Below are 26,421 nucleotides of genomic sequence, written 5' to 3' on the forward strand. Positions count from 1 at the left end.
AGTGCGCTATAACGTATGCGAGTTGCTCGCGAATGCGCTTAAAACGACGCGTGCGATAGGCGTTGATGCACTTAATAGTAGCCAGAGGAGGGCAGTCAGTATTATCGAGGAAATCTTCAGAGGTAGGGCCAAGGCGCCTTTAGCGGGGATTCAGGGGCCCCCGGGCACGGGGAAGACGAGTGTGGTCGAGGCATTCGCGAAGGACTACGTGGCTGACTGGATCGGGGATCACGTTGGCGAGGTAATAATTTACGTGGCTCCCACAAACCACCTGGCGGCCCAGGCGTTTGAGCGTGTTGCCTCAGCTCTCCTAGCCCGCGGCTACACGTTAAGAGATATAATTAGCATGGTTAGAGTTTACGGGTCCAAGATAACGGTCAAGGATTGCGGCAAGGTGCTGAAGTCTCTGACCGGTAAGAGTGGAGGGCTCAGCGAGGAATTGCTAAAGGATATTACTTACGGCCCGGTGGATCCCCACATTGTTAGGATAGTATTTACTACCGAGTACCAGAGGGTTAGCGGCAGATTCACCTCTAAACCCGAGCGAGTCCACCTGATAGTCGACGAGGCCAGCAAGACGCCATTCTATAGGCCCTTCATAACCATAGTTGACAGTATAATGAGGTACAAGGACTACGCGGCGTCAATGTCCGTTCTAGGGGATCCGGAGCAGGCTATAACGATCCCCGAAGTCTTTAGGTTGCGCTCTGTTGACCTGCTCATGGACAAGGTCATGCGGTTGCTAAAGAAAAACGATTTAATGAAGAGCAACTTCGTAATGCTGGATACAACCTACAGACTGCCGGGTCCCAGCGAGAAGCCGATAAGCCATGGATTCTATGATGACAAGCTACAAGCTTTTATGCCTGCTAAGCAGAGATTGAAAGATTTAAGAGACCTATTTATAGATTTAGCAGGTAAGGTAAGATCCAAGCTTGAAATAGAGGCCTCCTGGGGTTCGCGGATGGATAGACTATTCGGCGCAATATACAATGCGGCGTCTTCAGGAGTCCCGCTTGTTGTTGTTGAAACCCCTAAATTTAGGGGAGAGTCTTACGCTTCAACCTATGACGCGGAGAGGGCAAGGCTCGCGTTGCACGCATCACTGATATTCGGGTTGTACGCTAGACTCGCCAGGGAAACAGGTGAATACCCGATACCATCCATTATGGCTATAGCGCCGTACAGTGATATTGAGGCTAACATAGCATTCAACTTCAAGAGGCTCTATGGCAACATAGCGGAGCCCCCGATGTCGGCAACCGTTCACGCGGTGATAGGTGGAGAGGCAGATATAGTAGTGTCGGTTCTTGGAAAGGAGTACGACACGGCGCGCGGGGGATATGTTGGGAGCGATGACTTGTACAGTACGGTATACTACAACGAGCCTCAAGTCTTGAATGTGCAGCTGAGCAGGCACTACAGGATGATGGTGGTAATAGGGTCCACGAGACAGCTGGCGTCTGCGCATTCCTACAGGACCCGGGGACGGGGTGTAAGGGAGGTAGGGAAGATTGCACGGACAGCTAGTATGATGAAGAGGCTCGTGGATGACGGTAAAGCCATCGAAATACCGATTGAATATTAATTATCGGTTGTCCGGAAACACGCCCTGAAGGGGGTAGGGTGGAGTATTGGTAACTCTCTTCAGCTGGGGCTAAGATGGGCCTCCTATTCTGGATTAAGCTACTTTAACTTTGCCAGGAGGTACTCGGGCCTTGCGGAGTGGCCGTGTTTGGGTGGAATGTACTCCCTTGACGCCCTTGAGTTTGGGTTTGTAGCGGTAGACGCCTGGCCTTGCTGCTTCGTTGTAAACCCTTCTCTATTACCAGGCTCTAGGATCCCGTTCCTGAGCCTGTACCTCCCCTCTGCCACGGGCTTGTGCTAGCACCGTCGAGCCTGCCAAAGCAACCAACCCCCTAGACCGAGCCTAGGTAGGCGTCGAGCACGCGCGGGTCCTCGGCCACCTTCTCCGGCGGCCCCTCGGTGAGGACGCGGCCCTCGTGCATGACTATGACGCGTTCTACGTGGTTGAAGAGCACCTCGAGCCTATGCTCTATAACGAATATTGTCAAGCCCTCCCGGTTGAGCCTCTCGAGTACCTTGAACAGGTCCTGGGCCAGCCTAGGCGCTACGCCGGCGGTCGGCTCGTCGAGGAGGAGGACGCGGGCCTCACCCATCAACGCCCTCGATATATCTGTAAGCTTCATCTGGCCGCCGCTAAGCTCCGAGGCGCGGTTAAGCGCCACCCTAGCCAGCGAGAGGCGGTGCAGCACATCCACAACCCGCTTAGCCAGGCTACTACGCTCCCAGCTCAGCCACTCGCTCCTCCTCAGCAGCGCTGCAAGAGGGCCGGAGCCCTTCCTATCACGTGCAGCCGTGGCGTCATTCTCCACAACGGTCATCCTGTGCCAGAGGCGGGGCACCTGGAAGCCCCGGACCAGGCCCAGCCGGTAGAGCTCATGGGGCGGGAGCCCGGTGACTTTCTCGCCGTAGAGGTATACGTCGCCCTTATCCGGGCGATAAATCCCCGAGATCACGTTGAAGAGCGTGGTCTTACCGCTGCCATTGGGCCCTATCAGCCCGACAAACTCACCATCCCGGATGGATATAGAGACGCCGTCCAGCGCTCGGATGCCGCCGAACCGTTTGTGGAGATCAACGGTCCTGAGCGCCTCGACACCCGCCAACTCCGTGGTACCTCCCAGGGACTGCTATGCCACGAGCCCCTTTGCAGCGACGCAAAACCCCGGGGGAGCCGCCGGGGGCTCCTCCGGGGGATCACAGCATGAGCCAGGGCAGGGGGCGGAGCACCGGGGGGATGTAAGAGGGCTCAGCCGGAGCCAGGGGCGGTGGGGATCCGGGGACACGCACCAGTATCGGTGTAAATAAGGGCTTCCCGTCACGGGCGCTAAGCTGACGAGCAGGACGCTGGGAAGAAAGGGAAGGCCTAAAGAGACAATTGGCTGGCAGGTGGAAAAAGGCCTGCCGGGGGCCTTCAAGCCGTGGGCTTCTGATACCACTCAGCGCTGTCGGTGGAGCCGTGCCAGACACCTATCTCCACGAACTTGCCGTCCTTCACGGCGAGTATCGAGTAGTCTGCTAGGGCCGCGTCACCGTTCTTGTCCAGCATCTTGTGGCCCGTAGCGCCCATGAAGTGGAACGCCACGGTCGGCAGTACCGCCTTGATAGCCCTGCCGTCGTACGTGCCCGCTGTCAGCACGCTAAGCATGGCTATCCATGTAGCGTCGTAGGTGTAGTAGGCGTAGGTGGTTGGCGCCTCACCGTACTTCTGCTTATACAGCTCCTCGAAGTGCTTGGCCACCGGGTTCTTCGGTATGGCGGGCGCCGTTGCTATGAAGTGCACCCCCTCCAGGAACTTCGCTATCTCGGGCTTCTCGAGGAACGTCTTGCGGGCCATGCTGTCGGAGCCGAACCACTGCACCCGGCTCAGTATCGGCGTCTTGGCGGCCTGCTCCAGTATCTTCGTGCCATCGTTGTCGAATGCTATTATCAGTACGGCGGTATGCTCATCGGCGCCGAACTGCTCCACCTTGACTGCGAGCTGGTTGACCTCGTTGGTTAGATCGGGCTTATCGGGCTGGTAGAGTATCTCCTCCACTGTGCCGCCGAGCTTCTCGAAGGTCTGCTTCACCAGCTCTGCGAGGCCGCGGCCGTAGTCATCGTTGCGAGCTATTATTACCAGCTTCGTGTAGCCCAGGCTGTGTATCAGCTTGGCTAGCACGGGGCCCTGGACGACATCGGGTGGTGCTGCGCGGAACACATAGTCATCGGGGAAGGCGGCGGCCTTACCAGTGCTGCTGGGGCTTATTACCACTATGTGGAGCTGGTTGGCTATAGGCATCACTGCCCTGGTCTCGCTCGTGGATAGGGGGCCTACGACTATCTGTATACCCTCGCTGGCGAACCTCTTTATCACGTTCACGGCCTCCTGGGGGTCAGCCTTGGTGTCCTCGTGTATTGGCTTGAACCTGTAGGGTGAGCCGGCCTGCTCCAGGAGCTTGTTCATCTCCTCTATCGCCAGCAGGGCTGCCTTGAGCCTCCTGGGGCCGTCCACCGCGTAGCCGCCGCTAACAGCTATGGCGAGGCCTATGGGGATCTCCTTGGGGAGGCCCTTAGCGGTGCCGGTGGCCTGCATAGTGCTCGTCGTGTGCGTCACAGTGGCCGTGGTGGTGGGCTGCGCCGGCTGCGTTGCAGTCTGTGTTACAGTAGCAGCCGGTGCTGGTGACGGTGTTCCTGTGGATGGATGCCCGCCCGATGTGGCTGCCAGGTAGGCCGCGATGGCCACTATTATTACAGCTATTGCTATACCCGCTACAGCTATACCCGCTACACGTGCACCCGTGCCGGCCACGACGGAGCACCCCTGCCCGGGAAGGGCTCTCTACGGCTCTCCTGCGGCCCAGCCCCCGGCTCCAGGCCGGCAGCAGACCCGGGGCGTAGAGGACCGGGAACGCGCCTGGAGCCAGGGCTAGGCCGTATTGGAGCTAAGACCGCGCGGATGAAGGCAGCAACTAGTTCGGTATAAAAATATTTTTGTTGATCAAACGTGCGCCGGGACCAGGCCTAGAGGCGCGGGGCGCTAGCGAGCGGCGGCCGCTAGGCTGTCTAGGAAGCGGAGCCTCTTGGGCACCGGCGGGTGGTCGCTGAGCACCTCCTCCGCGGGGTTCACAGGCTCGCGCTTGAGGCTCTCAACCACCTCGTCTATGTCGCCGGCGAGGCCCCCGGCCCAGCCGCTGTAGAAGGGGCTGGCAGCGGCGTCCAGGAGAGCGTATATGAATAGTGCCTTGAGGCTGCTCTTCTCCACCATCTCCCGGGCGCCGCCTCCGCGGTAGTAGAGGTGGAGCCTTGCCAGCGCCCTCTGCATCGGCCTCACGCCAGCCACCGAGGCGCCGTGGGAGTCGGCGTAGTACTCGCGGAGCCTGCTGAAGGCGAGCACGGCCACCTGCATGACGAAGCTGAGCGCCACGCCCAGTACCCCTAGGAGGGCTAGGTAGAGGCCGCTCCCGCCCTCCTCCCTGTCCCTGCCGCCGGCGGCGCCGGCCCAGAGCCCGGCGCGTATAAGCCAGACCCCAAGGTAGTATAGGATGCTCGGCACGAGGCCGAGCAGCATTATGACCACCGTGTCCCGGTGCCGGTGGTGGCCCAGCTCGTGGCCCACCACGGCCAGCAGCTCGTCGCGGGGCAGCATCTCGTATAGGCTCCTGGTGACCGCCACGTAGCGGCCCGAGAGGAAGTTGCCGTATGCAAAGGCGTTAGGCGGCCCCTCCACCAGCACGGCCTTCGGGGGCTTCATCCCGGCCCGGGCGGCCGCCTCGTCGACTATCTCCTGCAGCTCGAGGCTAGGCCTGGCGCCGTAGGCCATGTTTATCATGTACGGCGCCGCGAGGTAGCTGAGCAGGTTGGCCGCGAGTATGAAGGCTACCAGCCAGCCGAGGGGCAGCGGGTAGCCGGCGCTGGCGGCGGCGTAGTAGAGCCCGTAGGAGGCTAGGACGCCTCCACCGAGGATGAGCAGGGCTGTAAGCAGCATCGCTGTGTAGAGGCTCAGCCTCCCCGAGAGGCTCGCCGCAACCCTAGGCGCCACCTTGATGGCCAGCAGCTGCAGCACCAGGAACCCGGCTATATAGGCCAGGGTTAGCGCGAGCATGGTAACGGGGTCGTAGAACCAGAACAGCCACACCATGCCCCAAGCACCCTGCCGAGGAAGCCTAGCACCCCTGTACAGGGAAACCCCTCCCTTCACGCCCCTTATTCGTATTCGTATTCCAGCCTGGCCCGCGGGCCCCGGCTCTTATACCTTGCCCCGGGGGCGCTGCAGCCTGCCTCCAGCAGCCAGGGAGAGGGTGCCGGCGGCTACAGCGGCGGCCGCCGCGGCCGTGTAGGCAGCGGCGTAGCCCGCGCTCCCGGCGAGCCCGGAGAGTGCGAACACCCCGAGAGCCCCACCCACATCGAAGCCCAGGGTGTAGAGGCTCGCAGCCCTGTTCCCAGCGCCGCGGGGAGCGGAGATGCTGACCAGTATCTGCTCCCCGGGTATCGAGGTGCCGGAGCCGAAGCCCTGGAGGGCGGCCGCCAGGTAGGCGGTTGGCGGCTCGGGGCGGCTGGCCAGCAGGGAGAGGCCTAGCGCCTCGAGCGCGAAGCCCATGGCTAGCATCCTCCGGGGCCCTAGCTTGGCGTAGACCCTGCTCGAGAGCCCCCGGGCAGCCAGCCCGGAGGCGGCCAGGATGCTCTGGAACGCCCCCGACACAGAGGCCCCGTAGCCCAGGTCGCGGAGGCTCATCTGGGAGAGGGACTGGACTGCGAAGAACCCCATGCCGTCGACGACGGCGAGCGCCACCGCCAGCGCCACGCCCGGGGTCAGTGCGTCCCGCAGCCCGGGAGAGGGGCCGCCGAACACTGGCCTGGAGGACATACGCACCCATGCGGCCGCTGCCGCGGCTGAAGCACCGGCAGCCGCTGAGAGAAGGAAGGCAGCCCGGCTGCCGGCGTGGTCCGCCACCACGCCCGCCAGCATGGGCCCCAGCACCATGGCGGCCGAGACGGCTGCAGCCCGGAGCGAGATAGCCCTCACAGCCATCTCGCCCCCCAGCGCAGCCGCAGCGGCTATCGAGGGCGCCACGAAGAAGGCGAGCGCGGCGCCCTGCAGCCCCCGGGCGGCGGCCAGGGCTGCGGCACCCGCGGCAGCAGCCGCGAGGAGCCCGGCAGCCGCTGCTACCGCTGCGCCCGCTACAAGGAAGAGCCGGCTGCCAACCCGGTCGGCCGCGATGCCCACCGGGATACGGAGGATGGCCGCCACGAGAGGCGCCACAGCATATACCTGCCCCGAGACGGCGACGCCGGCACCCAGGTCCCTCATGTACCTCGACACTATGGAGCCGAGCGACGAGATGGAGGTGAAGAATAGCAGCACCGCCACTAGCAGAGCATAGAGCCCAGCCACCCCGAGCAGCCCGGGGCGGCGGAGCAGCCCCGCCGCCCCGAGTTAACTATGCGTTAGAGAGAGGCCTAGCAGAGGGGCTCCGTGGGAGAGGATGGGGCGCTGGAAAGAGCCCCAGGGGCGTCACGCGTAGCTGGCCAGGGCCTTGATCTCCTCAAGCGCCCTCCTCTCGAGGCCCTTCTTCTTGCCCAGCGTGATAGCTATATGCATGGGCAAGTAGAGGCTGATACCTATCAGCACCATGCCAAGCCCGCTGGGGTCGGGCGATATAATGGCGCCGACTATCATAGAGCCCAGGAGGATGTACTTCAGCGTATCCTTATTTATCATCTCGGGGTCGATTATGCCGTAGGCTAGCAGCAGGTATACAACCAGCGGCAGCTCGAAGAGCAGGCCGAAGGCCACAGCAAGCTTCAGCGTAAAGTCCACGGTATCACTAATATTGACGGTTATTATCAAGCCGTAGCTAGGCGGCACGAAGAACGGGTACATCTTAAGCATCATAGTTATTATCAGAGGGGCCACGATGTAAATCGCGAATACCACGCCGAATATGAAGGCAGCCACAAAGAGGGCTACGAACTTCCTGGCAAACGCCTTCTCGTGGGGGTATAGAGCAGGCTCCACATAAGCCCATATCTCTCTGGCAGCTACCGGCGCAGCACCTATAGCCCCGAGAAGCATGGCCGAGTACATTATAATGTCTATCGACTCGAACGTGTGAGACGGTATTATAGTAACATTATAGACCTTGCCGTCGAACGCCTTTATCTGGCTTGGAACAGCGTGAGAGAATATGATGACGGGGAGCCTGCTAATGAGCGGAACGTAGAGGCTGCCGCCATGGCCGCCGGCCGGCAGGGCAGAGAAGACCGCAGCCGACACTATGAACGCTATCACTATCCTCCGCAGCCTAACAGCGAGCTCCTCCAGGTGCTCCCATATAGTAGCCTCCCTATCGCCCGGCGGCCTCGGCTCGGCCAAAGCCCCATCAAGCCTCGGTAGGCTGAGTTAACCCCGGATCCCTGGCTATAACATGTACCTCATCAGCGCGACGCCCGGCAGGGCAAGGGGGGCAAAGATGTCAACCGGCACCGAGGACCCCGGGAGTAGCGGCTGTCGGGCAGCTGCTCTGCCGAAGCTGCCTCGGAGCCTGGCTTGAGCCTGCTTGGATGCTACTGTGCCGTGGCCTCCTCCGTCTTTATCTCGTCTAGTAGTCCTTTCTTCTTCGCCTCCGCTACTATCTCCTCTATCAGCTTGCCCCTATCCTTCTTATCAGCATCCTTCACGCCAAGCCTCTCAGCAAGCCTCCTAAGAGTCTCATCGTCGATACTGGCTAGGCTCTTCTCCGCCTTCCTGGACTTCTTCTCTCCTCCTGAATCCTCAATGACCCCCTGACTCGCCTTACGGAACTCGTGTATTGCCTGGCCGAGGCCGCGGGCAAGCTGGGGCAGCTTGCTGGGCCCGAAGATCAACAGTATAACCAGGAGGATAATCACCCACTCCATGCCCTGGAACTGGGAGAACATATTCTGATCACTTCCCCCGCTCTGCCTGGGAAGTTGATGTAGATTTACATGTTATTATGGCTTTCGCCTCAAGTCTACACGCTTCACTTAGACAGTTCACTTAGCAACTTATCTATGGGCCGCTAGCCATTCATTGCCATGCTTAACACATGAAATCTAACATATGTTAATCATTCAAACTATTTATAATCTTCGGATAGAATGTACTATGGATATTATCGGAAGATCTGATCAACGCGGGGGATAACCATAGAGACCCGGCTGGGGGAGGCGGGCAACACCATTCTCCAGAGGCTGCCTGGCATAGGCAACGTAGGTGGTAGTAAGGAAGTATGGGGGGTTGAGGCGTACTCACGGCTTATAGCAATGGTTGTTGTGGGCCTTGAGGATGCAATAGGCGTCAGAGCCTCCGGGGGCTTCGCCAACCTGCTCGCAAGGGAGATCATGAACACCTACCAGCCGCCCGGAGGCAGTCTTCAGGACGCCTTCGAGTGGCTTAACCGGAACACTGTGTTCAGGCTGGACACCTACCGTGCCGGCGGCCGCCTAGTACGGGATGAGGAGGGCTCCAAGGCGTTCTACCTGATAGCACGTGAGTGCCCTGTGAGGCAAATACTCTACCTCGAGGACCTGCCTGCGGGAAGGAGCCTCTGCCGGATCATGTGCAGCTATCTTGAGAGGCTGCTCGCCGGCCGGCTGGGCGGCCGCTACCGCGTGGAGCCGGTGAGGGCCGGGCCCAACGCATGCCTCCTCCGTGGCGTTGTCCTCTCCGGCAGCCCGCCTCCAGATGACCTGGAGGTTAGGAGCAGCCCGCCCAGCAGGGATGAGTACCTGAGACTGCTACACGAGATGCTCTCCACCATGCTTCATGGGCTGGCCCGGGCGCTCTACATGACGCTCGCCGGTAACCCGGCGATGAGCTATAGGGCTGGGAAGAGCTACGGCCGTCAGGTTGGCGCCGCGATCCTCGCCGAGGGCTATGAGGCCTCCAGCCTCGGCGAGGCGGTGGAGATTATGAACCAGGGCCTCCATGGTATGGTTAGGGTGCGGCTTGAGGGTGAGAGGCTCGTTCTCGAGAAGAGCGTCTTCCACAAGATAGTTGAGAGGGAGAAAATCGAGCACCCAGAGTTCATACATAGGACTGTCCAGGGCTTCATTGCAGGCGTCCTCGAGATCCTTCTAGGCCGTAGGATAGAGCTCCGCTCCACCGGCGAGGAGAGGGTATACCAGGTGATGCAGCTGTGAGCAGGGGGAAGCTGAGCCTCGCCGTGGTACCCCTCACGGGCTGCGGCGGCTGCGAGGTGCAGGTGCTCCGGGCGCTGGCGCTGCACCCAGACCTGCAGGAGCGCTACGAGGTGATATACTGGCCCATGGTTCTCGAGGAGACCAGGCTGCCCAGCGAGATAGACGTGACTATAGTAGAGGGGCTGGTGAGGACCAGGGAGAACCTGGAGATGCTGCGTGAGGCTAGGCTCCGGAGCCGCAGGCTCATAGCCCTTGGGAGCTGCGCAGCCTGGGGAGGCATAGTGGGTAACGCGGACTCCTTCAACCCGTGGCTCAGCATGAAGGCGATATATGGGAGGGAGAGGCTGGAGGAGAGCAGCGAGCTACTGCCACGTGTCTTCGCGGTCGCCGACCTGGTGCCGGTTGACTATGTGATATCCAGGTGCCCACCCCCGATAGAGCATATAGTCGTGACCCTCCGCGCCATAGCCGAGGGCAAGAGTGTCAAGGCGGTAGACAGCACTGTCTGCAGTCAGTGCCCCCGCAAGATGAAGCCCATAGAGAAGCTCGAGTTCAAGCCAGGGCTCCCCGGCCCCGACGCGGACACCGAGACGTGCTTCCTCAGCCAGGGCTATCTCTGCCTAGGCCCTGTGACCAGCGTAGGCTGCGGAGCACCTTGCCCCAGGCATGGTATACCGTGCTTCGGCTGCGGCGGCCCCCACCAGGAGATAGCGCAGAGGCGCGACATGGATATTGTGACCGCGCTCGCCAGGAAGATCGCTACGCTCGCAGGCCTCGACCCGGTTAGGGACCTAGACAAGGTGGTTAAGAAGCTGCTGGAGGTTTACGGGCCCCGCCGCTTCTACGTATTCACCTTCGGCTCCCAGGTGCTGCGCAACAAGCCCCACGGCTACGCCGTCCAGGCACTGGCCTCCTCTAGACAGGACCCTGTTTTCCTCAAGAGGCTCGAGGAGCGGATCCGGTTTGTGAACCCTAAGCCGAGTGAAAGAGGGGAGGAGAGCCTTGGTGGATCAGGTTGAGAGGAAGAGCGAGGAGCGGAGGAGGAAGCTGCGTAAGCTGCTCGTAACACTGATAGAGGGCCACGCGTACGTGGTCTTTAAGACCGGTGAAGACGGCCGGGTAGAGGATGTGCTGTTTGAGGGAGTAGATACAAGAATGTTCGAGACAATGTGGATAGGTATGTCTATAGACGAGCTGCCTAGGGTAACCCCGATGATCTGCGGCGTGTGCAGCGCCACCCATCACGTGGCTAGCGTGAAGGCGCTCGACGGGGTCCGGAAGGCGGAGGCTCCGGAGGATGCCTGGAGGATAAGGTACATGATAAACTATGGTATACACCTCAACAACCAGGTGCTGCACCCGCTGGTCTTCGGCCTCCCCGACTTCCTGCCGCCCGACGAGGAGGGCAAGCGGAGCGTGATGGCGCTGTCGAAGAGGTACCCGGAGGCCGTGCGCGCGGGCGTGATGCTAGCCGAGCTGGGCCATAGGGTTGTAGCGGTCTATGGCGGTAGAGACATACACCCGATTAACGCTATAGCTGGGGGTGTGGCGCGGAAGCCCCCAAGCGCGGAGATAGATAGGCTGAAGAGCCTCTTCGCCAAGCACCGCGGCGATCTAGAGGTATTCGTGAAGACTGCTATCAAGATAATGGAGGATGCCAAGCATAAGATTGGGGAATACAAGCCCGGGTTCAACTACATGCTGGCCCTGGCCGGTGAGAACAGGGAGTATGACATCGTTAATGGGAGGGTGAGGCTTCTCGACGCCAGGACGGGCTCAGTTGTGGCGGAGTTCGGCGACCGCACTACAGAGTATCTCGACTACCTCTACGAGTACAGCGTGCCCTACAGCTACATAAGAATGGTGACCACTAAGTGGAAGGCTAGGAGCCCAAGGGAGGGCACGATACACACCAGCGCCCTCGCCCGCGCCAACCTCGTGAAGAGCTATGGGGTCGAGTGGGCCGACGAGCTGAGGGATAGGCTGTTCGAGGAGTGGGGGCGGCCGGTAACCCTGCCCCTCCTAGCCACCTACCTTCGCGTGGTCGAGACGGTGGCCCTCTACGAGATCATAGAGAGGGAGCTCGAGAAGCCGCTCGGCGACAAGATATACAGGGAGCCGGAGAGGGATACCGGAGAGGGCGTTGGGATCATAGAGGCGCCCCGCGGCACTCTGATACACCACTACCGCGGCGAGGAGGGCAGGACGGCGTTCGTCAACATAATAACACCGACGGCCATAAACGCTGCCGCCATCGAGGCGGACCTCCGCGACTACTTCGTTGGAGAGAAGCTCGACGAGATGAGGGACCGCGATGTCTACGCAAGCGCTGTAGCGATAGCCAGGAGCTATGACCCCTGCATGGCGTGCGCCACCCATACGGCTCACGGCAGCCCACCGCTCCGCATAGTAGTGGCCGACGAGAACTGGAAACCCTTACGCGTCATAAAACCGGGGTAGGAGCGGGCTGGAGAAGCCGGGGGCGAGCCTCCATGGCGGAGGCCAGGGTGAGGATAAGGATACTGACGGACAGGTGCAAGCAGTGCCTCAACTGCGTGAGGGCCTGCACAGCGTTTGATGGCGTCTACGAGGAGGGCCCCGACGGCTACCCGGTAGTGGCTAGGCCGGAGGAGTGCGTGGAGTGCCTCATCTGCCACACGGTGTGCCCAACCAACGCTATAGTGCACGAGAACTACCGGGAGACGGTTATAATAAACCCGGACGAGGCGATGGCAGAGCGCTACCGGAACATGGTATAACCCTTTCTCCAGCCCGGTGTGTTAGCCGCTACGGGGCCTTGTGGGGCCTTAGAGGCGCTCTAGTCGAACAGTACCATTCGCTGCTCCACCTTATACAGTAGGGCTAACTTGGGTTGTGATAAGCCCCAGCTCTCCCTCAGGGGCTCGGCGGGCCGGCTGCTAGGGGGCGAGGCTGTGGCTAGACATAGGCCGCTGCCGCCCTGGCTGTCGCTAGTAATAGCTCTGGCCGGGATATCTACGGCAGCCCCCCTGGCCAGGCTGGCCGGCGTCGACGGGGCCACGGCAGCCTGGTGGAGGCTCCTCGTAGGCGGAGGGGCCTCACTAGCCGCTGCAGCCCTTGCAGGCAGGCTCCCAGCGCCGGGCGTGACGGTGGCGAGCCTTCCGGGCGGGGTGCTCCTCGCAGCCCACCTAGCGCTCTGGCTTGAGAGCCTACGCTACGCCAGCGTAGCCTCCTCGACGGGGATAGTGGTCTCCTACCCGGTGTTCGTAGCCCTCTACGAGGCTGCGAGGCGCCAGGCCCCGCGCCGCAGCGTGGCGGGCGCGGCCCTGGGATTCCTAGGCGTGGCTGTGCTCTCCACGCCCTGGGCCGGGGCCACGCCGAGGGGCGCCCTCCTCTCCCTCGCCGCCGCCCTGGCGGCCGCGGCCTACTTCCTGGCCGGCCGGAGGATCCGGGCAGCGGGCGTCTCCACGCTGGAGTACACCTCTAGCGCCTACACCTCCGCCTTCATAGCGATAACCGTCTACACTCTTGCAGCCGGACTGGAGCCCTGGAGGCCCAGGCCCGGGAGCCTACCCTACCTCATAGCGCTGGGCCTCGTGCCGATGCTCGCTGGGCACAGTATGCTGAACTACGCGCTCGGCTACTACCCTGCCAGTGTTGTGACCGGGGTGGCGCTGCTAGAGCCCTATGGAGCCAGCCTGCTCGCCTGGCTCCTCCTGGGGGAGAAGCCCCCGCCGGCGAGCCTGCCGGGCATAGCGCTTAGCGTTGTGGGCGCCTGGCTAGCGGTCAGCGGCGGAGCACTGCCTCGAGGACGGCGGCCCTAGCGAGGTCCTCGAGGGCCTCCAGCCGGTCCACGGCCTCGTACACCGCGTAGACCGGGTCCCTCGACGTCCCCACCGCCACCGCGCCATGGCCCTCCATGACCGCTACGTCGCATCTCCTGAGCGCGCTTGCTGCCAGCTGGGCCAGCTCCTCGGTGCCAGGAGGTGCCTCGGGCACGGCTGCAACGCAGCGGCCGAGGTAGTACCTGGCCTCAACCCCCAGAACCTCGGTCCTAAGCTCCAGGCCCAGGCGGCGGGCGAGCACAGCGTAGGGGTTATGGGCGTGCACCACCGCCCTGACGTCGCTCCTGGCGTTGTAGACCGCGAGGTGGAGGCGGTACTCGCTGCTCGGCCTCCCCTCGTAGACGTAGCCGTCGGGGCTCATTACTGCTATATCCTCGGGCCTCATCCTGGTCTTCACGGCGCCGCTAGGGGTTATGTAGATGAACCTCGTGCCATCGGGGAGCTCGAGCACAGCGCTCGCATTACCCCCGCGGAGGTTGAGAAGCCCCCTGTCGTGGAGGATCCTCATGGCGTCGACGAGGGCCTGCCGGATCTCATAGCCAGGCTGTGCCACCAATGGCGCGGCACCACGCGCTCCTCAACGCGGCTGGGGCCACTAGACGGGCGATCAGGCTCTGGTATGTATGCTGTGCGGCGGCCCGCGTCCCCCCGGGGCCTCCTTCCCCCACTCCTCCCGCTTGGCCTGCCACTTGCTGCAGGCGTTTGGGGGCAGGGCTTCTCCGCCACGTATTATCTATATGATAGATAGTGTCAATACTACCGTGTGGGCGATCTAACAAGTCCCTAGTACGATCCACATCGTGTTAACACGGTCTCGTTAAGCGTGTTACGAGACCCCTCCCGCTCGCGAGGGGCTAACCCCGTTGGGTGGGGGCGCGGCGCTGTACTTCCGACTAACCGGGTGCGCCCCTCCGTGCCGGTGGTCTACCGCTGCCGCGTATGCGGGTTCATACTCCATGTCTTCGTGAGGGTCGGCCAGAACAGCTACGGTCTCCCCACCCCGAGCGAGCTCGCAAGCCAGTTCGGCGGCATCTGCCCCCGCTGCGGCAGCCCCCTGGGCCGGCCCAGCCTCAACGATATAGTCATAAAGCCGAACGGGCCTCAGGAGCTGCTAGCCGTGCTGGAGGAGGCTAAGCGCAGCATGAGGATAGGCTTTAGGAGTATCGAGCGCTACCTGGCTGAGATAAGGCGCAGCACCCGCCTCCACACAGCCCTGGAGGAGAGGGTCCCCTCCTCCAGCGGCACGAGGCCAGTGGAGGCTGAGGCCTAGGGGCTCCAACGGGATCGAGGCTCCCCACACCCCCGGGACGCGCGGGGCGTCGGAGCAGGCTACAGTCTTCATCGCCCTCCGGGGTAACGAGCCCGGAGGCGCCCTATAGGAGCGCCGCGCCTGCCGCGGGGCCTAGCGTATAGCCGGCGGCCCGAGGAGGCTCTCAAGGGCTCTGGCCCTGTATGCTGCTCCAGCCCAGGAAGTTGTCCCACCCCCGGGGCTCTAGGCTTCTCCCCTTATGGAGCAGGAGCGGTCCGCCGGTCTCCCCTAGTATCCTGCCCACCCGGGCCACCTGGAGCCCGAGCGCCTCGGCTTCCTCTTCCGCTAGCCGGCTGCAGCGGGGGCGGACGGTGAAGACTATCTCCAGCTCCTGGCCACCGTAGAGGGCTAGGCTGAGTGGGTCGAGGCCCTTCTCCTCCGCGTAGCGGAGCGCCTCCTCCTCGACAGGGACCTCTAGCACCTCCAGCGGCGCGCCCGCGGAGCGGGAGAGGAGCCAGAGGCTGTAGGCTAGCCCGTCGCTCGTATCGGTGGAGCCTGTTATGCAGCCCCTGGGGAGCCTTGAGGCCAGCTCCACGAAGCCTAGCCGGGCCAGCGGCCTAGCCATCACCCTGAAGGCCCTGGGGTACCTGGCCGCCGCGCTCCTCCAAGAGCCCTCGGCAAGCGAGTGGAAGACGAGGCCCCCGAGGCCTAGGCGGCCGGTGGTCGCGTAGACGAGGTCGCCGGGCCTAGGCCTGCGGGGCACCGGCTCCCCGGGCGCGAGGCCCACCGCAGCCACGTCTACCCAGCCGCAGCCCCTGCCGCGGCAGCTGTTGAGGTCGCCGCCGGCGAGCCATGCCCCGTGGGCTCTCGCGGCCTCGGCGGCGCCCTCTGCTATCTCCTCCAGCTCCCTTATGCTCCTCTCCGGCTCCAGGCCCAGTGACAGGACGAAGGCGAGGGGCCTGGCGGCCTTGGCTGCGAGGTCGCTCGCGGCGGACGCCACCTGGAGCCAGCCCAGGTCCCCGAGGCTCATCCAGGGCGCGAGGTTCGACTCTATGCCGCCGCCGTCTATCTTGACCAGGAGCCTGGGGTGCCCGGGCCCGGTGCAGGCCGCGTCATCGCCGGGCCCTAGGCTTGGGCAGCGCCAGCCCTTCGAGAGCAGCTCTATAAGCCTCTCCACCGCCCTGTGCTCGCCTAGCTCCCGGAGGCTGGGGCTCCGCTGCAAGCCCGCTGGCACCGGGGCCCTAGAGGTCTAGGCCCTCGAGGCCCGGATGACCGCAGTTGCGTAGGGCGGCGTCTATCCTCCTCCAGGCCTCCTCCGTGGATGCTACTGCCACGCTGCCGACCCTCTCCACCCTGGTTAGGGAGGCGCTGCGCCTCTCCACGGCAACCCTGGCGCCGGCCTCCCTGGCGAGCCAGACAGCGGCCGCCACGTCCACCACGCGGAGCCTGCCGCGTACGTCTATGAAGGCCTCGGCGCGGCCAAGCCCAGCCCAGGCTATCTCGAGGCTCGCGCTTCCGAGGGCGCGGACGCTCCTCCTGCCCCCGGCCAGCCGGAGGTACTCGTGGACAACCGACGCCTGGTCGGGCTTCTCCACATAGGCTAGGAGGAGGCGGGGCTTCCTCCCCCTCTCGACCGTCACCCTCGCCCCGCCCTCGTAGGCTCCGAGGCCCCGTGCGAAGCTGAGCACGGGCCAGGGGAACACTGGGGCCACTGCGCCGGCGGCCACGTCGGTGAGCCAGGGATCCCGGCCCTTGGGGAGCGGGGCTACCGCTATGCTGACCGCGCTCCAGGGCACTAGGCCCGCGTAGTTCTTGCTCCCGTCTAGCGGGTCCGCCACCACTATGTAGGGGTCATCGCCCAGCTTTACGAGGCCGCTCTCCTCGCCGAGGAAGAGGCCCTGCAGCCCCTCAGCCCTCAGCAGCTCGATGATGTTGCGCTCGCTCTCAACGTCTATCCTCATTCCCTCGTCGCTGTCATGCTCGTGGACGGAGACCACGCTCAAGAGCTCCTCGAGGCCGAAGCGGTCGCGGAGGTAGGCCGCGGCCTCCCCGGCTACACGGGCCACGAGCCTGCGGAGGTCCTCCAGCTCCCGGCTGCTGGCGAGGAGAGGCTCCACCAGACTCCCTGGAGGCCCGGGGGCCCTCCGGCCCGCTTATCGGGGTTCCGCTGGTCGCGAGGCCCGGGAGACGTGATACCCCTGCCCCCGGGGCCCTGGCCGCCGTTCTACCCGACTTTCCCCTGGAGCACCCGGTGCTGCACCAGGCCCCTGTCGAGGGCCAGCAGCTCCCCGGTCTCCTCGTCGCGGAGGGCCAGGAGGCCGGCCCAGTAGTCTACGAGGCGGAGCCTCCTCCCCAGCAGCTCGCCGGGCTCTCGGAGCCTCCTCGCCCGGGCCAGCCAGCCGGGCTCCCTGGGGAGAACGGTGTAGGCGCTGAACCGGCCCTGGAGCCCGAGGCCCGCTATGAGGCTTGTGAGCCTCTCAGCCACCCTGGCCCACTCCCCGGAGCTTGCGAGCCTCCTCTCGATCTCGGCCACCGCGAGCCGGAGCCCTCCCCGAGCCTAGCCCCGGCGCCCTCTGTGCCGAGCCTGGAGCGCCCCAGCTTCTTCTCCGTCTCCCGGGCGTCGAGCAGGCCCCCGGTGTAGACCATGGCCGCCGCGACGTGGGGCTGCTCTGCTATCCTCCAGAGCAGCCTCCAGGACTGGGTGAGTCCCACCTTCGCCCGGGCCCCGCCGTAGTCGAGGACGTAGACGCTGTACTTCTCCCCCGGGTTCAGCCTCTGGGCCTCGATGCAGGCGCTGTCAATGCCCTGGGCGCAGCGCTCGTAGAGGGCCTTCCAGCTGCCGCGGTGGAGTCTGCAGTACCCGTCCCTGGTCTCCGCCGGGTTCACACAGTAGCGGTGCTTGGCCGGCTCTCCCCTGGGGCCCTCGTGGAACCTGCAGAGCGTGACCCCTATGTGCATTATTCTCAGCAGCGGCTCCCAAACGGGCTCCACGCTCCGGCTAGGCGGCTCCTGGACGAGGAGCCCGGGCCTGGTGATCCTCAGGACCTCGAGGACCACCTCGACCCTGCGGCCGCCTCCGAGCCAGGAGTCCAGCCCGGCGCCCCGCGCCTCCGCCCTGTAGGAGCCGAGCCTTTCATGCTCGAAGATTACTGCGCGTATTACCGGCACTGCTGCAGCCCCCCGGGGCCGCGGGGTCCCCCGCAGCCTCAAGCCCCCCGGCTTAAATACCCGTCAATGGCTGGGTCTGGAAGAGTACCCAGCGGTGAACCCAAGACATGGCTAGGCCTCCTCTCACCGTTGACAAGGTGCAGGAGTTTATCGGCGAGACAGTCTACGATCCCTACGGCCGCGTTGCCGGGAGGCTTGTGAGCTTCGAGAGCGACGTGGACGGCCTAGTGCAGAACGTGGTGGTCGAGACCGAGGATAGGGATGTACGCTTCATACCCGCCGAGGCCGTGGAGATCAAGGACGGCCGGATAATAGTCTGGCCCGAGTGGAAGACAATAGCCTACAAGGTTACAGCGAGCTACCAGAGGGCCCTCAAGAGGCTAAAGGGGCTTGAGGACATATACAGCAGGAATGAGATACCGAGCGTGGTCTACCACGAGATGAGGAAGAGGCTGAACGACAGCCTCTCAAAGCTGAAGGAGGAGGCTAAGAAGCTACGCGAAATTATCAACAGGAGAATGCACGAGATAGAGGATAACAACCTCAAGCTTGACCGCGCCATAGCAAATCTCAAAGTATCCTACATGGCCGGCGAGATAGGGGAGAAGGCCTACAAGACCGCTATAGAGCGCCTCCGCGGCGCTAAGGACAGCAATACCAGGGAGCTAGAGGACCTGAAGAACACGAAGGGCAGGATTGAGGCCCTCGAGAACGGAGCTATAGAGCTGGCTAAGACCAAGAGCGAGGCCAAGGCCGAGAAGGAGAAGAATACAGCCCCCGCAACGGTGCAGGGCCTCCAGCCTATACCAGTGAAGGTGATAGAGGGCTAGCCCCGGAGACACCCAAGCCTGCCCATTCCCCACCCATAGCCGTGCCTCCCGGGTTTTTGCCGTGCCAAGCCTACAATACACCGAAGCTTCTTGTCCACCCCCCGGGCACCCCATACCTCATCAGAGTCGGTTAGCTTCACTGGCCCCTACCACTCTCTCACCGTTCTTCTCCATGTTCTCTGGTATCAGCCGGCCCCCTCCCAGGCAGCGTCTCCACCAGTACCACCGGGGTATTAGCGCCTGCTATAGCGGCGGCATATCCTCTGCAGCGCTGTGGCCCGCGCTTCTGGTACTCTCTCTGTGTTAGCAGGGTGGAAGGGCTAGCTAACCGAGTCAACGGGAAGACTGTGACCGGGCGCGATAGCAGAGTAGATGGTAGAGGTAAAGCAGGGGTGACCCACCATGGCGGCTCTAGTTTCACGCTTACTCCAGGCCCTGGGGCTGGGAGGCGGCCGGGAGCCCAGTATAAAGGAGAGGATAGACGAGGTCATAGTGAAGCTCGAGCTTATAGAGGATAATGTGGCGGAGCTTCGGTATAAGTTCGAGCAGAGGAGCCGCGAGCTCTTTGAGAAAGTGGTCTCCCTACTCCGCCGCGGCGAGAAGAGCCGGGCCGCTATATATGCGGGAGAGGTAAGCCAGGTGAGGAATATACTGAAAATGGTTATCGCGGTTGAGAACCTAGTAACAATGACCAAGGAGAGGCTTAAGACCGTGAGGGATGTGCGCGAGCTAGGCCAGACCCTCATGGTGTTCGGCACCGCGCTCGAGGAGGTGAAGGACCAGGTGCGCGCGATATACCCGAACCTTAACATAGCATTCGAGGAGCTATCCAGGAGCGTCAAGAGCATGATAGTGGAGACCAGCATAGATGCTGTAGGCGACATAGACCCGGCGGTGATAAGCAGCAGTGCTATCGAGGTACTCCAGGAGGCCATGAAGAAGGCTGAGGAGAGGATAAAGAGCGAGTTCCCGGAGCCCCCTGTGGAGCCCGTGATAAGGCTTCAGACGGCGGGAAGGCAGCTGGTGGCGCTGGGGGCCCCTACCGGCGGCGCCGGGGCGGCCGTTGGGAGGCCCAGGGGCGAGGAGCTGGAGAGGCTGGTGCTGGACTACATAATGGAGCATAACGGCTTCCTGGACATACGCGACTTCAGCGCCAGGTACGGGGTGACTAAGAGCGAGGTGCTTCAGGCGCTACATAGGCTGGCCGAGAAGGGTCTAGTAGCACTTGCCTGAGACTCCTCTTCTTTCTCCCGGCCCTGGGGCCTCTGCTGGGGCGCCGCTTTACTCTCCGATTCTTTCTAGCTCTTCTATAGCGTCCTCCGTGAGCCTCCAGCCCATGGCGCCTAGTATCTCGCGCAGATGCTCCCGGTTCTCGGTCTTGGGTATAGCCACCACCCTCGGCCTGGATATCAAGTAGTTTAGCGCCACCTGGATCGGCGTCCTGCCGACCCGCTCGGCGATCCTCCTCACCACTGGGTGCTCTGCAACCCTGCCTCTCTCAAGCGGTGTATAGGCTTGTATGGTCACATTATTCCGGAGCGCTAGGGGGAGGAGCTTCTCCTCCACCCAGCGGCGGTGAAGCACGCTGTAGTGAACCTGGTCTACAACTATCTCCGCGCTAGCGGTGGCGTGGAGGGCCTCCTCGAGCTCCCGGTCGTCAAAGTTGCTCACCCCTATGTAGCGGGCGTAGCCCTTCCCTATAGCGATCTTCTCCAGCCTCCTAACCTGCTCCGAGACCGGCATACCCTCGAGAGGCCAGTGGATGAGGATCAGATCCACGGTCTCGACGCCGAGCCTCCGGAGGCTAGCCCTTATGGCCTTCTCAAGCTCCTCGAAGCTGCGGAGCCTCCAGGGCAGCACCTTAGTGGTTACGAACACTCTCTCCCTGCCAACCTTCCTAAGGACCTCTCCGACAAGCTCCTCGGCAGTGCCCTCCCCGTACATCTCGGCTGTGTCTATGTTATCCACCAGCCCCGTCTCAATGGCCTCTACAAGGGCCTCGAAGGCTCTGCGAGGGTTGCGTATAGCCCAGGTGCCAAGCCCTATGGCTGAGACCGTGTCGCCGCCTATAGGCTTCCTATCGCCGTTATCCACCGGGAAGAGGGGCATAGTCCTCAGCCTCGCCCGGGGCCTGGGGCGCCGGGGCTCATTATTACCCCTGCCGCGGGAGATGAGTGGTGGACATAGACGCGCTGGTTGGGCTATTTTACTGCTATCCCCCAGTGGAGCAGGGCTGTGTGAACCATAGCCGCCCCCACGCCTGCCACGAATAGTGATGTTATCCTGGTGGGGATCCTCATGGTGCTCCAGCCTAGGACGCGGAGCATTGCCTCTGAGGCGACGAGGATAGCCCACACCGTGCCCACGGCAGCCAGTATGGCTGCGAACAGTGCTGCTCCGCCACCCTGGCTGGAGAATACTATGACATAGGTCATGGTTGCTGGGCCGACCAGCAGGGGCATGGCCAGGGGCACGAGGGCCGCATCCCTGGGGTCGGGAGCCATGGTCCTGGACTCGCCCTCAAGCCTATGGAGAGCTATGGCTATTAGGACGATCCCGCCTGCCAGCCTGAACTCATCAAGGTTTATCATGTAGAGTCTGAGCAGGAGGTCCCCTGTCAGGGCTACGAGGAGCAGCAGGATGGCCGTGGCGGCTGCTACTAGGTTTGCAAGCCTCCTCCTCTCCCAGGGGTGGAGCTTGCCAGCTATGTCGAGGAATATGGGCGCGGCGCCGAAGGGGTTCATTATAAAGACGAGGGTGGCGTAGTAGGTGACGAACTCGCCCAGCGCCCCCACGCCGGTCATGAGGGGGGCTACACCCCCCGGGGCTAGGCTAGAGCTGCCAGCTGGAGAGGTACTCCTTCTGCTCCTCCGTCAACCTATCAATCTCTATCCCCAGGGCTCTTAGCTTGAGCCGTGCCACCTCCTCGTCTACCTCCCTTGGCACCATATAGAGCCTCGGCTCCAGCTTGCCGCGGTTCTTCACAAGATACTCTGCGGAGAGAGCCTGGTTGGCGAAGCTCATGTCCATGACCTCGCTGGGGTGGCCCTCCGCTGCTACAAGGTTCACTAGGCGGCCCTCGGCTAGGAGGTATATCCTGCGGCCGTCGGGGAGCCTGTACTCAGTGACATTAGGCCTTATCACGCGCTTGGATACAGCCATCTCCTCCAGGTCGGGGACCCATATCTCCACGTTGAAGTGGCCCGCGTTTGCCAGTATGGCACCATCCTTCATGACCTCTATGTGCTCCCTGCGTATAACCTTCTTGTTCCCCGTGGCTGTTATGAAGACGTCTCCGCGGCGAGCCGCCTCCATCATCGGCATTACGTCGAACCCGTCCATAACGGCCTCGAGGGCCTTTATAGGGTCGACCTCGGTTACTATGACGCGGGCGCCCATACCCCTAGCGCGGTTCGCTATACCGCGGCCAACCCAGCCGTAGCCTGCAACAACCACTATCTTGCCCGCCAGGAGGATATTGGTGGCCCGTAGTATCCCATCTATGGTGCTCTGGCCCGTGCCGTAGCGGTTGTCGAACATCGTCTTGGTCTTTGCGTCGTTAACCGCTATAGCCGGGTAGCGGAGGACACCCTCCTTCTCCATGGCGCGGAGCCTTATCACCCCGGTCGTTGTCTCCTCCGTGCCGCCCCACACCCTGCCGGCCACGTCGGGGTACTCCTTGTGAAGGGTGGCGTGAAGATCGCCTCCATCATCTATAACTATGTTGGGCTCCCACTTCGCCACCCAGCGGATGCAGGAGAAGTACTCGTCTTCGCTCATGCCCCGCCAGGCGCAGACCTCCACGCCATCATGCCTCGCCAGCGCCGCCGCAACCTCGTCCTGGGTGCTTAGGGGGTTGCTCGCGGCGAGCCGGACCTCCGCGCCCCCTGCGACGAGAGTGCGGACCAGCGCCGCAGTCTCCTTGGTTACGTGGAGCGTGGCGCCGACACGCACATCCTTCAACGGCTTCTCCTGCTCAAACCTCTCCCTGATAAACCTCGCCACTACAGGCATGTGCATCTCTGCCCATTCTATCTGGAGCATGCCCTTGTCCGCTAGCCAGGGGTCCCGGATCTTGCTCGCCAACCCACCCAGCCCACTAGGGCCGAGGGGGACCCCAGGCTAAAGAATGATGCCTCCACGGGCTATAGCCGTCCAGCAGCTTGAGAGGCTGACTCCGTGGAGGTGGAGGGCCGCCAGAGGCTGCAGGGGCCTAGGACCAGTGTTGGGGTTGCTGGGGCATGGTGGGCCCGGGGGGATTTGAACCCCCGACCTCCGGGTCTCTCCCTCTCATCCGTGGGCTCGACAGACCCGGCGCCTATGGGCCGGAGCTAAGGGGTCTGGAGCCCGGCGCTCTGCCTGGCTGAGCTACGGGCCCATCCAGGCAGTCTCAGGGCCCACCATGACGCTCATCCCCGCGCCCCGGTGGAGCGCGGGTCAGCCGGGGGTTCAACCCACGAGGCTAGGGGGCAGCTGGAGGGGTTTATTCCTTACCGTCTCTGCAGGCCTCGGCCAGCACGCAGCCCGCGCCGGGGCAGCCTAGGACGCGGAGCGCCCTCATGGCTAGCGACGCGGTCTTGGGATGGATGCCCAGCCTCGCGGCAGCCTCCCTAGGGGCTGCAGCTCCCTCCAGCACCGCCCTGTAGACCCAGCAGGCAAGGCTCAGCGGCACCGTATAGCCCCGGAGGCCTCTCCTAGGCCTCACGGCGACCAAGACCAGGCGCCCGGGCGTCAATAGCACGAACTTGTTAGGAGCCCTTGCAGCATAGTATACCCGGCCTACCAGGCCGGCGCCGCGCTCGGTAACCTCTATAGAGGACCCGTTAACCGTCACCAGGCCTCGGCGCGCTGCAGCCCAGAGCAGTCTCCGGACCGTGGAGCCCGGCACGCCAAGCAGCCCGGCGAGGGTGCGCCTGTCAAGCCCCTGCCTCGTGTAGGCTAGGAAGAGGATAGGCAGGAGCCACTCTAGACCCATGGAGCCCCTGCCACCCCAAGGAGGCGGGAGCCCACACCCGGGAGAGAGCCCCCGTCGGCCCCTTTATTATCATAGCACACGAGAGGAGAGCTGGAGGGCGGCCCCCGGGCTCCAGAGAAAACTAGAGAAAAGCTAGTAAAAACTAGAAGGTTAAGCTTGACAGCCCGCACCCCAGCGCTGCCTCGGTGCTAGCTGCATATCGGGTAGTCGTCTGGGACCTTGGCGCGGAAGTACTTGCCTGTCTCGGGGCTCTTGAATAGGCCTATCTTTACTCCCTTCCTCCCCCTGGGGGCTAGCTGCCACACCTTGATCGGCACCAGCTCCGCCTCCTTGCCGGTTGTGGGGTCACGAACCCTCACAGCCTTCTCACACGCCAAGCACAAACACCCCCACTAACTCCCCTTACTCCGGTAGTAGTGGCGGGACTTGCATACAGTTGAATGTATCCATTCAGAGTACACGCCGATCTACATGCGAAGGTTCTCGCCCTGCCTTGCCGCGGCAAGCCCGTGTATGCCCAAGACGCAATCAGAGAGGCTATGATACATGAGCGGGGCCGGCCTAGAGCACATGGCCTGGTAATACGCTGGGTGTCGGGGGAGCCGCCGAGCGATAACTTGATAAATCCCGCGAGCAGCCCGGATTCCTAACCATGGAGTCTGGGCCCGTAGCTCAGCCCGGCAGAGCGCCCGGCTCATAACCGGGTGGTCGGGGGTTCGAATCCCCCCGGGCCCACCACCTTCTCCGGCTCCTGCCTATGGGCGCTGCTGCATCCCTCCCTTAGACCGGTCTCCTCCCAGTACACGTGTCAAGCCGCGCCGGCAAGCATCTGCTCGGCGCCGGCGCTATAGCGGATAAACCGCGTAAAGTTGATAAAACCTCCAGCCGGGGTGGCTGTCGTAACGGCCGCCGGGCAGGGATGCCGCCGTAGCTCAGCGGGTAGAGCGCCGGGCTGTTAACCCGGTGGTCGGTGGTTCGAATCCACCCGGCGGCGCCACGCATCCTGTTATCCCTCTACTAGAGGCCCCCGGGCGCATGCCCCGTTCTTCCTACCCCCCGGGGGGTGCCGCCCCGCCGCGATGGTTTGTGCCTGGAGGCGGGCTCCCTCAACGATTCTTCTTACTGAAAAAGTTATTTAAAGGCATTTATGGTTTGCTTGTGTGCTACCGGTTTACCGGCTGCTGTGGCGCAGGGTTCTCCCGGGTCAGCCTCTGCGGGGCAGTAGAGCGTTGAGCCGGCTAGGGGATAGGCTGAGGGAGATACTGGGCAGCGACAAGGTGGTCACCGACCCCATTATAATAGAGCTTTACTCTAGAGAGGCTACGGGGCTCAACGCGGACACGCTCCCGGAGGCTCTTGTATTCGCGGAGAGCGCCGCGGACGTGTCGAAGCTGCTGGCTTTCGCCTACCGTTACGGGATCCCCGTGTACCCGCAGGGGTCCACGTCCAGCCTCTCGGGCTCCGCGCTGCCCTCCGGCGGTGTGGTGCTCAGCCTTGAGCGTATGAGGCGCATAAAGGAGGTGAACGTTGTTGATGGTGTTGCCGTGGCGGAGCCCGGGGTCCGGATAGATGATCTCAATATAGAGCTCGCTAGGTATGGGTACATGTTCCCCGTCGACCCTGCCAGCTCCTCCGTGGCCACTGTCGGCGGTGCCGTCAACACGGGTGCTGGAGGGCTACGGGGAGCCAAGTATGGTACAATGAGGGACTGGGTACTCGGGCTCGAGGTGGTGCTTCCCGACGAGGAGGGTACGGTTATGCGGATTGGCTGTAGGACTGTGAAGTGCCGGCAGGGCTACGACCTGGTTAGGCTTATTGTGGGCAGTGAGGGCACGCTTGCCGTAGTCACCGAGGCGACGCTGCGCATAGCTCCGCTCCCTGAGGCCGCTGTCACACTGCTCGCCTTCTTCGATGATCTCCAGGGGCTACTGGATACCGTGGTCGAGATAAGGTCGGAGGGCGTGCAGCCTCTAATAATGGAGTTCATGGAGCGGCGCACCGTGGAGCAGGCAGCCGGCTTCCTAGGCTGGCACGGCAAGCTGAGAGGCCACATGCTCCTGGTGAGTGTTGACGTTAACCGCGAGGCTGCCAGCCGGGTTCTAGCATGGCTGGAGAGGGTGGCCAGGGGTAATGGAGCGGGCCTAGTCTATACGGCTAGGAGCCTGGAGGAGGCTGAGAAGAAGGGGCTCTTCCAGCTCCGTAGGAGCCTCTTCCCCGCGCAGGTTGAGCTGTCTAGGAGGCTTCTCGGCTCCGAGAGGGTGCAGGTCTATGTGGAGGATATAGCTGTGCCGCCCTCGAGGCTTGCAGAGGCTGTGGAGAGGCTCCTGGAGCTGGAGGAGAAGTACAGGCTCCCCATGATGCTCGGCGGTCATATAGGTGACGGCAACCTTCACCCTGCCGTGGGCTTTGACCCCGGGGACCCTGAGGCTAGGAGGAGAGTTTGGACCTGGTTCCACGATGTCATGAGGCTCGCTGTGGAGCTGGGCGGCACTGTCAGCGCTGAGCACGGGATAGGTGTGCTGAAGAAGGAGGGGCTCAGGATGGAGCTGGAGGCCCTAGGCTCCCTGAAAGCGCTGGAGATCATGAAGGCGATTAAGCGGGTCTTTGATCCGAAGGGGATACTGAACCCTGGCAAGGTGGTGTAGG

Annotated in this window: 26 protein-coding genes and 3 tRNA genes; 12 read left to right on the top strand and 17 right to left on the bottom strand. The window is 62.9% G+C overall.

Annotated elements, in window-relative coordinates:
* Position 1 precedes the first annotated feature (1 nt).
* Entirely contained in the window at positions 2-1,588 is a 1,587-nt protein-coding gene (locus CF15_RS05355) for an AAA domain-containing protein (RefSeq protein ID WP_058370868.1), read from the top strand.
* A 331-nt stretch (positions 1,589-1,919) separates the two neighbouring features.
* Here CF15_RS05355 and CF15_RS05360 read toward each other — a convergent pair whose 3' ends face one another.
* The 6 genes from CF15_RS05360 to tatA form a co-directional block, all read right to left on the bottom strand.
* The gene (locus CF15_RS05360; RefSeq protein WP_058370869.1) at positions 1,920-2,690 is read right to left on the bottom strand and encodes an ABC transporter ATP-binding protein; all 771 of its coding nucleotides are present in this window, start codon (positions 2,688-2,690) and stop codon (positions 1,920-1,922) included.
* A 308-nt stretch (positions 2,691-2,998) separates the two neighbouring features.
* Entirely contained in the window at positions 2,999-4,375 is a 1,377-nt protein-coding gene (locus CF15_RS05365; protein WP_058370870.1) for an ABC transporter substrate-binding protein, read from the bottom strand.
* Positions 4,376-4,603: 228 nt separating this feature from the next.
* On the bottom strand, positions 4,604-5,704 hold the full coding sequence (locus CF15_RS05370; protein ID WP_058370871.1) for a zinc metalloprotease HtpX: 1,101 nt from the start codon (positions 5,702-5,704) through the stop codon (positions 4,604-4,606).
* 108 nt (positions 5,705-5,812) lie between these two features.
* Positions 5,813-6,958: an MFS transporter gene (locus CF15_RS05375; protein ID WP_058370872.1), complete on the bottom strand. Its 1,146-nt coding sequence runs from the start codon at positions 6,956-6,958 to the stop codon at positions 5,813-5,815.
* Positions 6,959-7,078: 120 nt separating this feature from the next.
* Complete coding sequence (tatC, locus tag CF15_RS05380; RefSeq protein ID WP_058370873.1) at positions 7,079-7,939, bottom strand: twin-arginine translocase subunit TatC; 861 nt, start codon at positions 7,937-7,939, stop codon at positions 7,079-7,081.
* Between the two features lie 191 nt (positions 7,940-8,130).
* Complete coding sequence (gene tatA, locus CF15_RS05385) at positions 8,131-8,484, bottom strand: twin-arginine translocase TatA/TatE family subunit (protein WP_058370874.1); 354 nt, start codon at positions 8,482-8,484, stop codon at positions 8,131-8,133.
* A gap of 366 nt (positions 8,485-8,850) precedes the next feature.
* Between tatA and CF15_RS05390 the strand changes: the two genes are divergently transcribed.
* The 5 genes from CF15_RS05390 to CF15_RS05410 all read left to right on the top strand — a co-directional run bounded on the left by CF15_RS05390 (position 8,851) and on the right by CF15_RS05410 (position 13,532).
* Positions 8,851-9,729: a hypothetical protein gene (locus CF15_RS05390; protein ID WP_058370875.1), complete on the top strand. Its 879-nt coding sequence runs from the start codon at positions 8,851-8,853 to the stop codon at positions 9,727-9,729.
* Positions 9,726-10,748 carry an NADH-quinone oxidoreductase subunit B family protein gene (locus tag CF15_RS05395; RefSeq protein WP_058370876.1) on the top strand — a complete coding sequence of 341 codons (1,023 nt, stop codon included), beginning with the start codon at positions 9,726-9,728 and terminating at the stop codon, positions 10,746-10,748. Before CF15_RS05390 ends, CF15_RS05395 begins: the two co-directional genes overlap by 4 nt.
* Positions 10,735-12,189 (top strand): Ni/Fe hydrogenase subunit alpha, encoded by a 1,455-nt coding sequence (locus CF15_RS05400; protein WP_236698199.1) that lies wholly within the window; start codon positions 10,735-10,737, stop codon positions 12,187-12,189. Before CF15_RS05395 ends, CF15_RS05400 begins: the two co-directional genes overlap by 14 nt.
* Positions 12,190-12,221: 32 nt before the next feature.
* Positions 12,222-12,488, top strand: coding sequence for a 4Fe-4S dicluster domain-containing protein (locus CF15_RS05405; protein ID WP_058370878.1), 267 nt, complete (start codon positions 12,222-12,224; stop codon positions 12,486-12,488).
* A gap of 108 nt (positions 12,489-12,596) precedes the next feature.
* The gene (locus CF15_RS05410; protein WP_058370879.1) at positions 12,597-13,532 is read left to right on the top strand and encodes a DMT family transporter; all 936 of its coding nucleotides are present in this window, start codon (positions 12,597-12,599) and stop codon (positions 13,530-13,532) included.
* Here CF15_RS05410 and CF15_RS05415 read toward each other — a convergent pair.
* The gene (locus tag CF15_RS05415) at positions 13,495-14,106 is read right to left on the bottom strand and encodes a class II aldolase/adducin family protein (protein WP_236698200.1); all 612 of its coding nucleotides are present in this window, start codon (positions 14,104-14,106) and stop codon (positions 13,495-13,497) included. The genes CF15_RS05410 and CF15_RS05415 overlap by 38 nt on opposite strands.
* Positions 14,107-14,466: 360 nt before the next feature.
* Between CF15_RS05415 and CF15_RS05420 the strand changes: the two genes are divergently transcribed.
* Positions 14,467-14,823 (top strand): hypothetical protein, encoded by a 357-nt coding sequence (locus tag CF15_RS05420; RefSeq protein ID WP_058370881.1) that lies wholly within the window; start codon positions 14,467-14,469, stop codon positions 14,821-14,823.
* A gap of 163 nt (positions 14,824-14,986) precedes the next feature.
* On the opposite strand, the gene CF15_RS05425 is transcribed toward CF15_RS05420, so the two are convergent.
* From CF15_RS05425 to CF15_RS05440, 4 genes are all read right to left on the bottom strand, one after another.
* Positions 14,987-16,024, bottom strand: a complete 1,038-nt coding sequence (locus CF15_RS05425) for a thiamine-phosphate kinase (RefSeq protein WP_058370882.1) — start codon at positions 16,022-16,024, stop codon at positions 14,987-14,989.
* A 19-nt stretch (positions 16,025-16,043) separates the two neighbouring features.
* Complete coding sequence (locus tag CF15_RS05430) at positions 16,044-16,919, bottom strand: inositol monophosphatase family protein (RefSeq protein WP_058370883.1); 876 nt, start codon at positions 16,917-16,919, stop codon at positions 16,044-16,046.
* A gap of 107 nt (positions 16,920-17,026) precedes the next feature.
* Entirely contained in the window at positions 17,027-17,287 is a 261-nt protein-coding gene (locus CF15_RS05435) for a hypothetical protein (protein WP_058370884.1), read from the bottom strand.
* Positions 17,260-17,970 (bottom strand): hypothetical protein, encoded by a 711-nt coding sequence (locus tag CF15_RS05440; protein ID WP_058370885.1) that lies wholly within the window; start codon positions 17,968-17,970, stop codon positions 17,260-17,262. The genes CF15_RS05435 and CF15_RS05440 overlap by 28 nt, the downstream gene beginning before the upstream one ends.
* A gap of 107 nt (positions 17,971-18,077) precedes the next feature.
* Between CF15_RS05440 and CF15_RS05445 the strand changes: the two genes are divergently transcribed.
* Positions 18,078-18,800, top strand: a complete 723-nt coding sequence (locus CF15_RS05445) for a CdvA-like protein (protein WP_058370886.1) — start codon at positions 18,078-18,080, stop codon at positions 18,798-18,800.
* A gap of 402 nt (positions 18,801-19,202) precedes the next feature.
* Positions 19,203-20,033 carry a Snf7 family protein gene (locus CF15_RS05450; protein ID WP_058370887.1) on the top strand — a complete coding sequence of 277 codons (831 nt, stop codon included), beginning with the start codon at positions 19,203-19,205 and terminating at the stop codon, positions 20,031-20,033.
* A 48-nt stretch (positions 20,034-20,081) separates the two neighbouring features.
* Here CF15_RS05450 and CF15_RS05455 read toward each other — a convergent pair whose 3' ends face one another.
* From CF15_RS05455 to CF15_RS05480, 6 genes are all read right to left on the bottom strand, one after another.
* Positions 20,082-20,909, bottom strand: coding sequence for an aldo/keto reductase (locus CF15_RS05455; protein WP_058370888.1), 828 nt, complete (start codon positions 20,907-20,909; stop codon positions 20,082-20,084).
* Between the two features lie 92 nt (positions 20,910-21,001).
* Positions 21,002-21,604: a MarC family protein gene (locus tag CF15_RS05460; protein ID WP_058370889.1), complete on the bottom strand. Its 603-nt coding sequence runs from the start codon at positions 21,602-21,604 to the stop codon at positions 21,002-21,004.
* Between the two features lie 28 nt (positions 21,605-21,632).
* Positions 21,633-22,844, bottom strand: a complete 1,212-nt coding sequence (gene ahcY, locus CF15_RS05465; RefSeq protein ID WP_058371412.1) for an adenosylhomocysteinase — start codon at positions 22,842-22,844, stop codon at positions 21,633-21,635.
* A gap of 198 nt (positions 22,845-23,042) precedes the next feature.
* Positions 23,043-23,178, bottom strand: a tRNA-Trp gene (locus CF15_RS08880).
* Between the two features lie 105 nt (positions 23,179-23,283).
* The gene (locus CF15_RS05475; protein WP_058370890.1) at positions 23,284-23,775 is read right to left on the bottom strand and encodes a hypothetical protein; all 492 of its coding nucleotides are present in this window, start codon (positions 23,773-23,775) and stop codon (positions 23,284-23,286) included.
* A 188-nt stretch (positions 23,776-23,963) separates the two neighbouring features.
* Positions 23,964-24,152: a chromatin protein Cren7 gene (locus CF15_RS05480; protein ID WP_058370641.1), complete on the bottom strand. Its 189-nt coding sequence runs from the start codon at positions 24,150-24,152 to the stop codon at positions 23,964-23,966.
* A 284-nt stretch (positions 24,153-24,436) separates the two neighbouring features.
* Between CF15_RS05480 and CF15_RS05485 the strand changes: the two genes are divergently transcribed.
* The 3 genes from CF15_RS05485 (at position 24,437) to CF15_RS05495 (ending at position 26,420) form a co-directional block, all read left to right on the top strand.
* Positions 24,437-24,513, top strand: a tRNA-Ile gene (locus tag CF15_RS05485).
* Positions 24,514-24,696: 183 nt separating this feature from the next.
* A tRNA-Asn gene (locus CF15_RS05490) sits at positions 24,697-24,772 on the top strand.
* Between the two features lie 232 nt (positions 24,773-25,004).
* The gene (locus CF15_RS05495; RefSeq protein WP_058370891.1) at positions 25,005-26,420 is read left to right on the top strand and encodes an FAD-binding oxidoreductase; all 1,416 of its coding nucleotides are present in this window, start codon (positions 25,005-25,007) and stop codon (positions 26,418-26,420) included.
* The last annotated feature ends 1 nt before the right edge of the window (position 26,421 follow it).

The organism is Pyrodictium occultum (genome assembly GCF_001462395.1).
GTDB classification, from domain to species: Archaea; Thermoproteota; Thermoprotei_A; order Sulfolobales; family Pyrodictiaceae; genus Pyrodictium; species Pyrodictium occultum.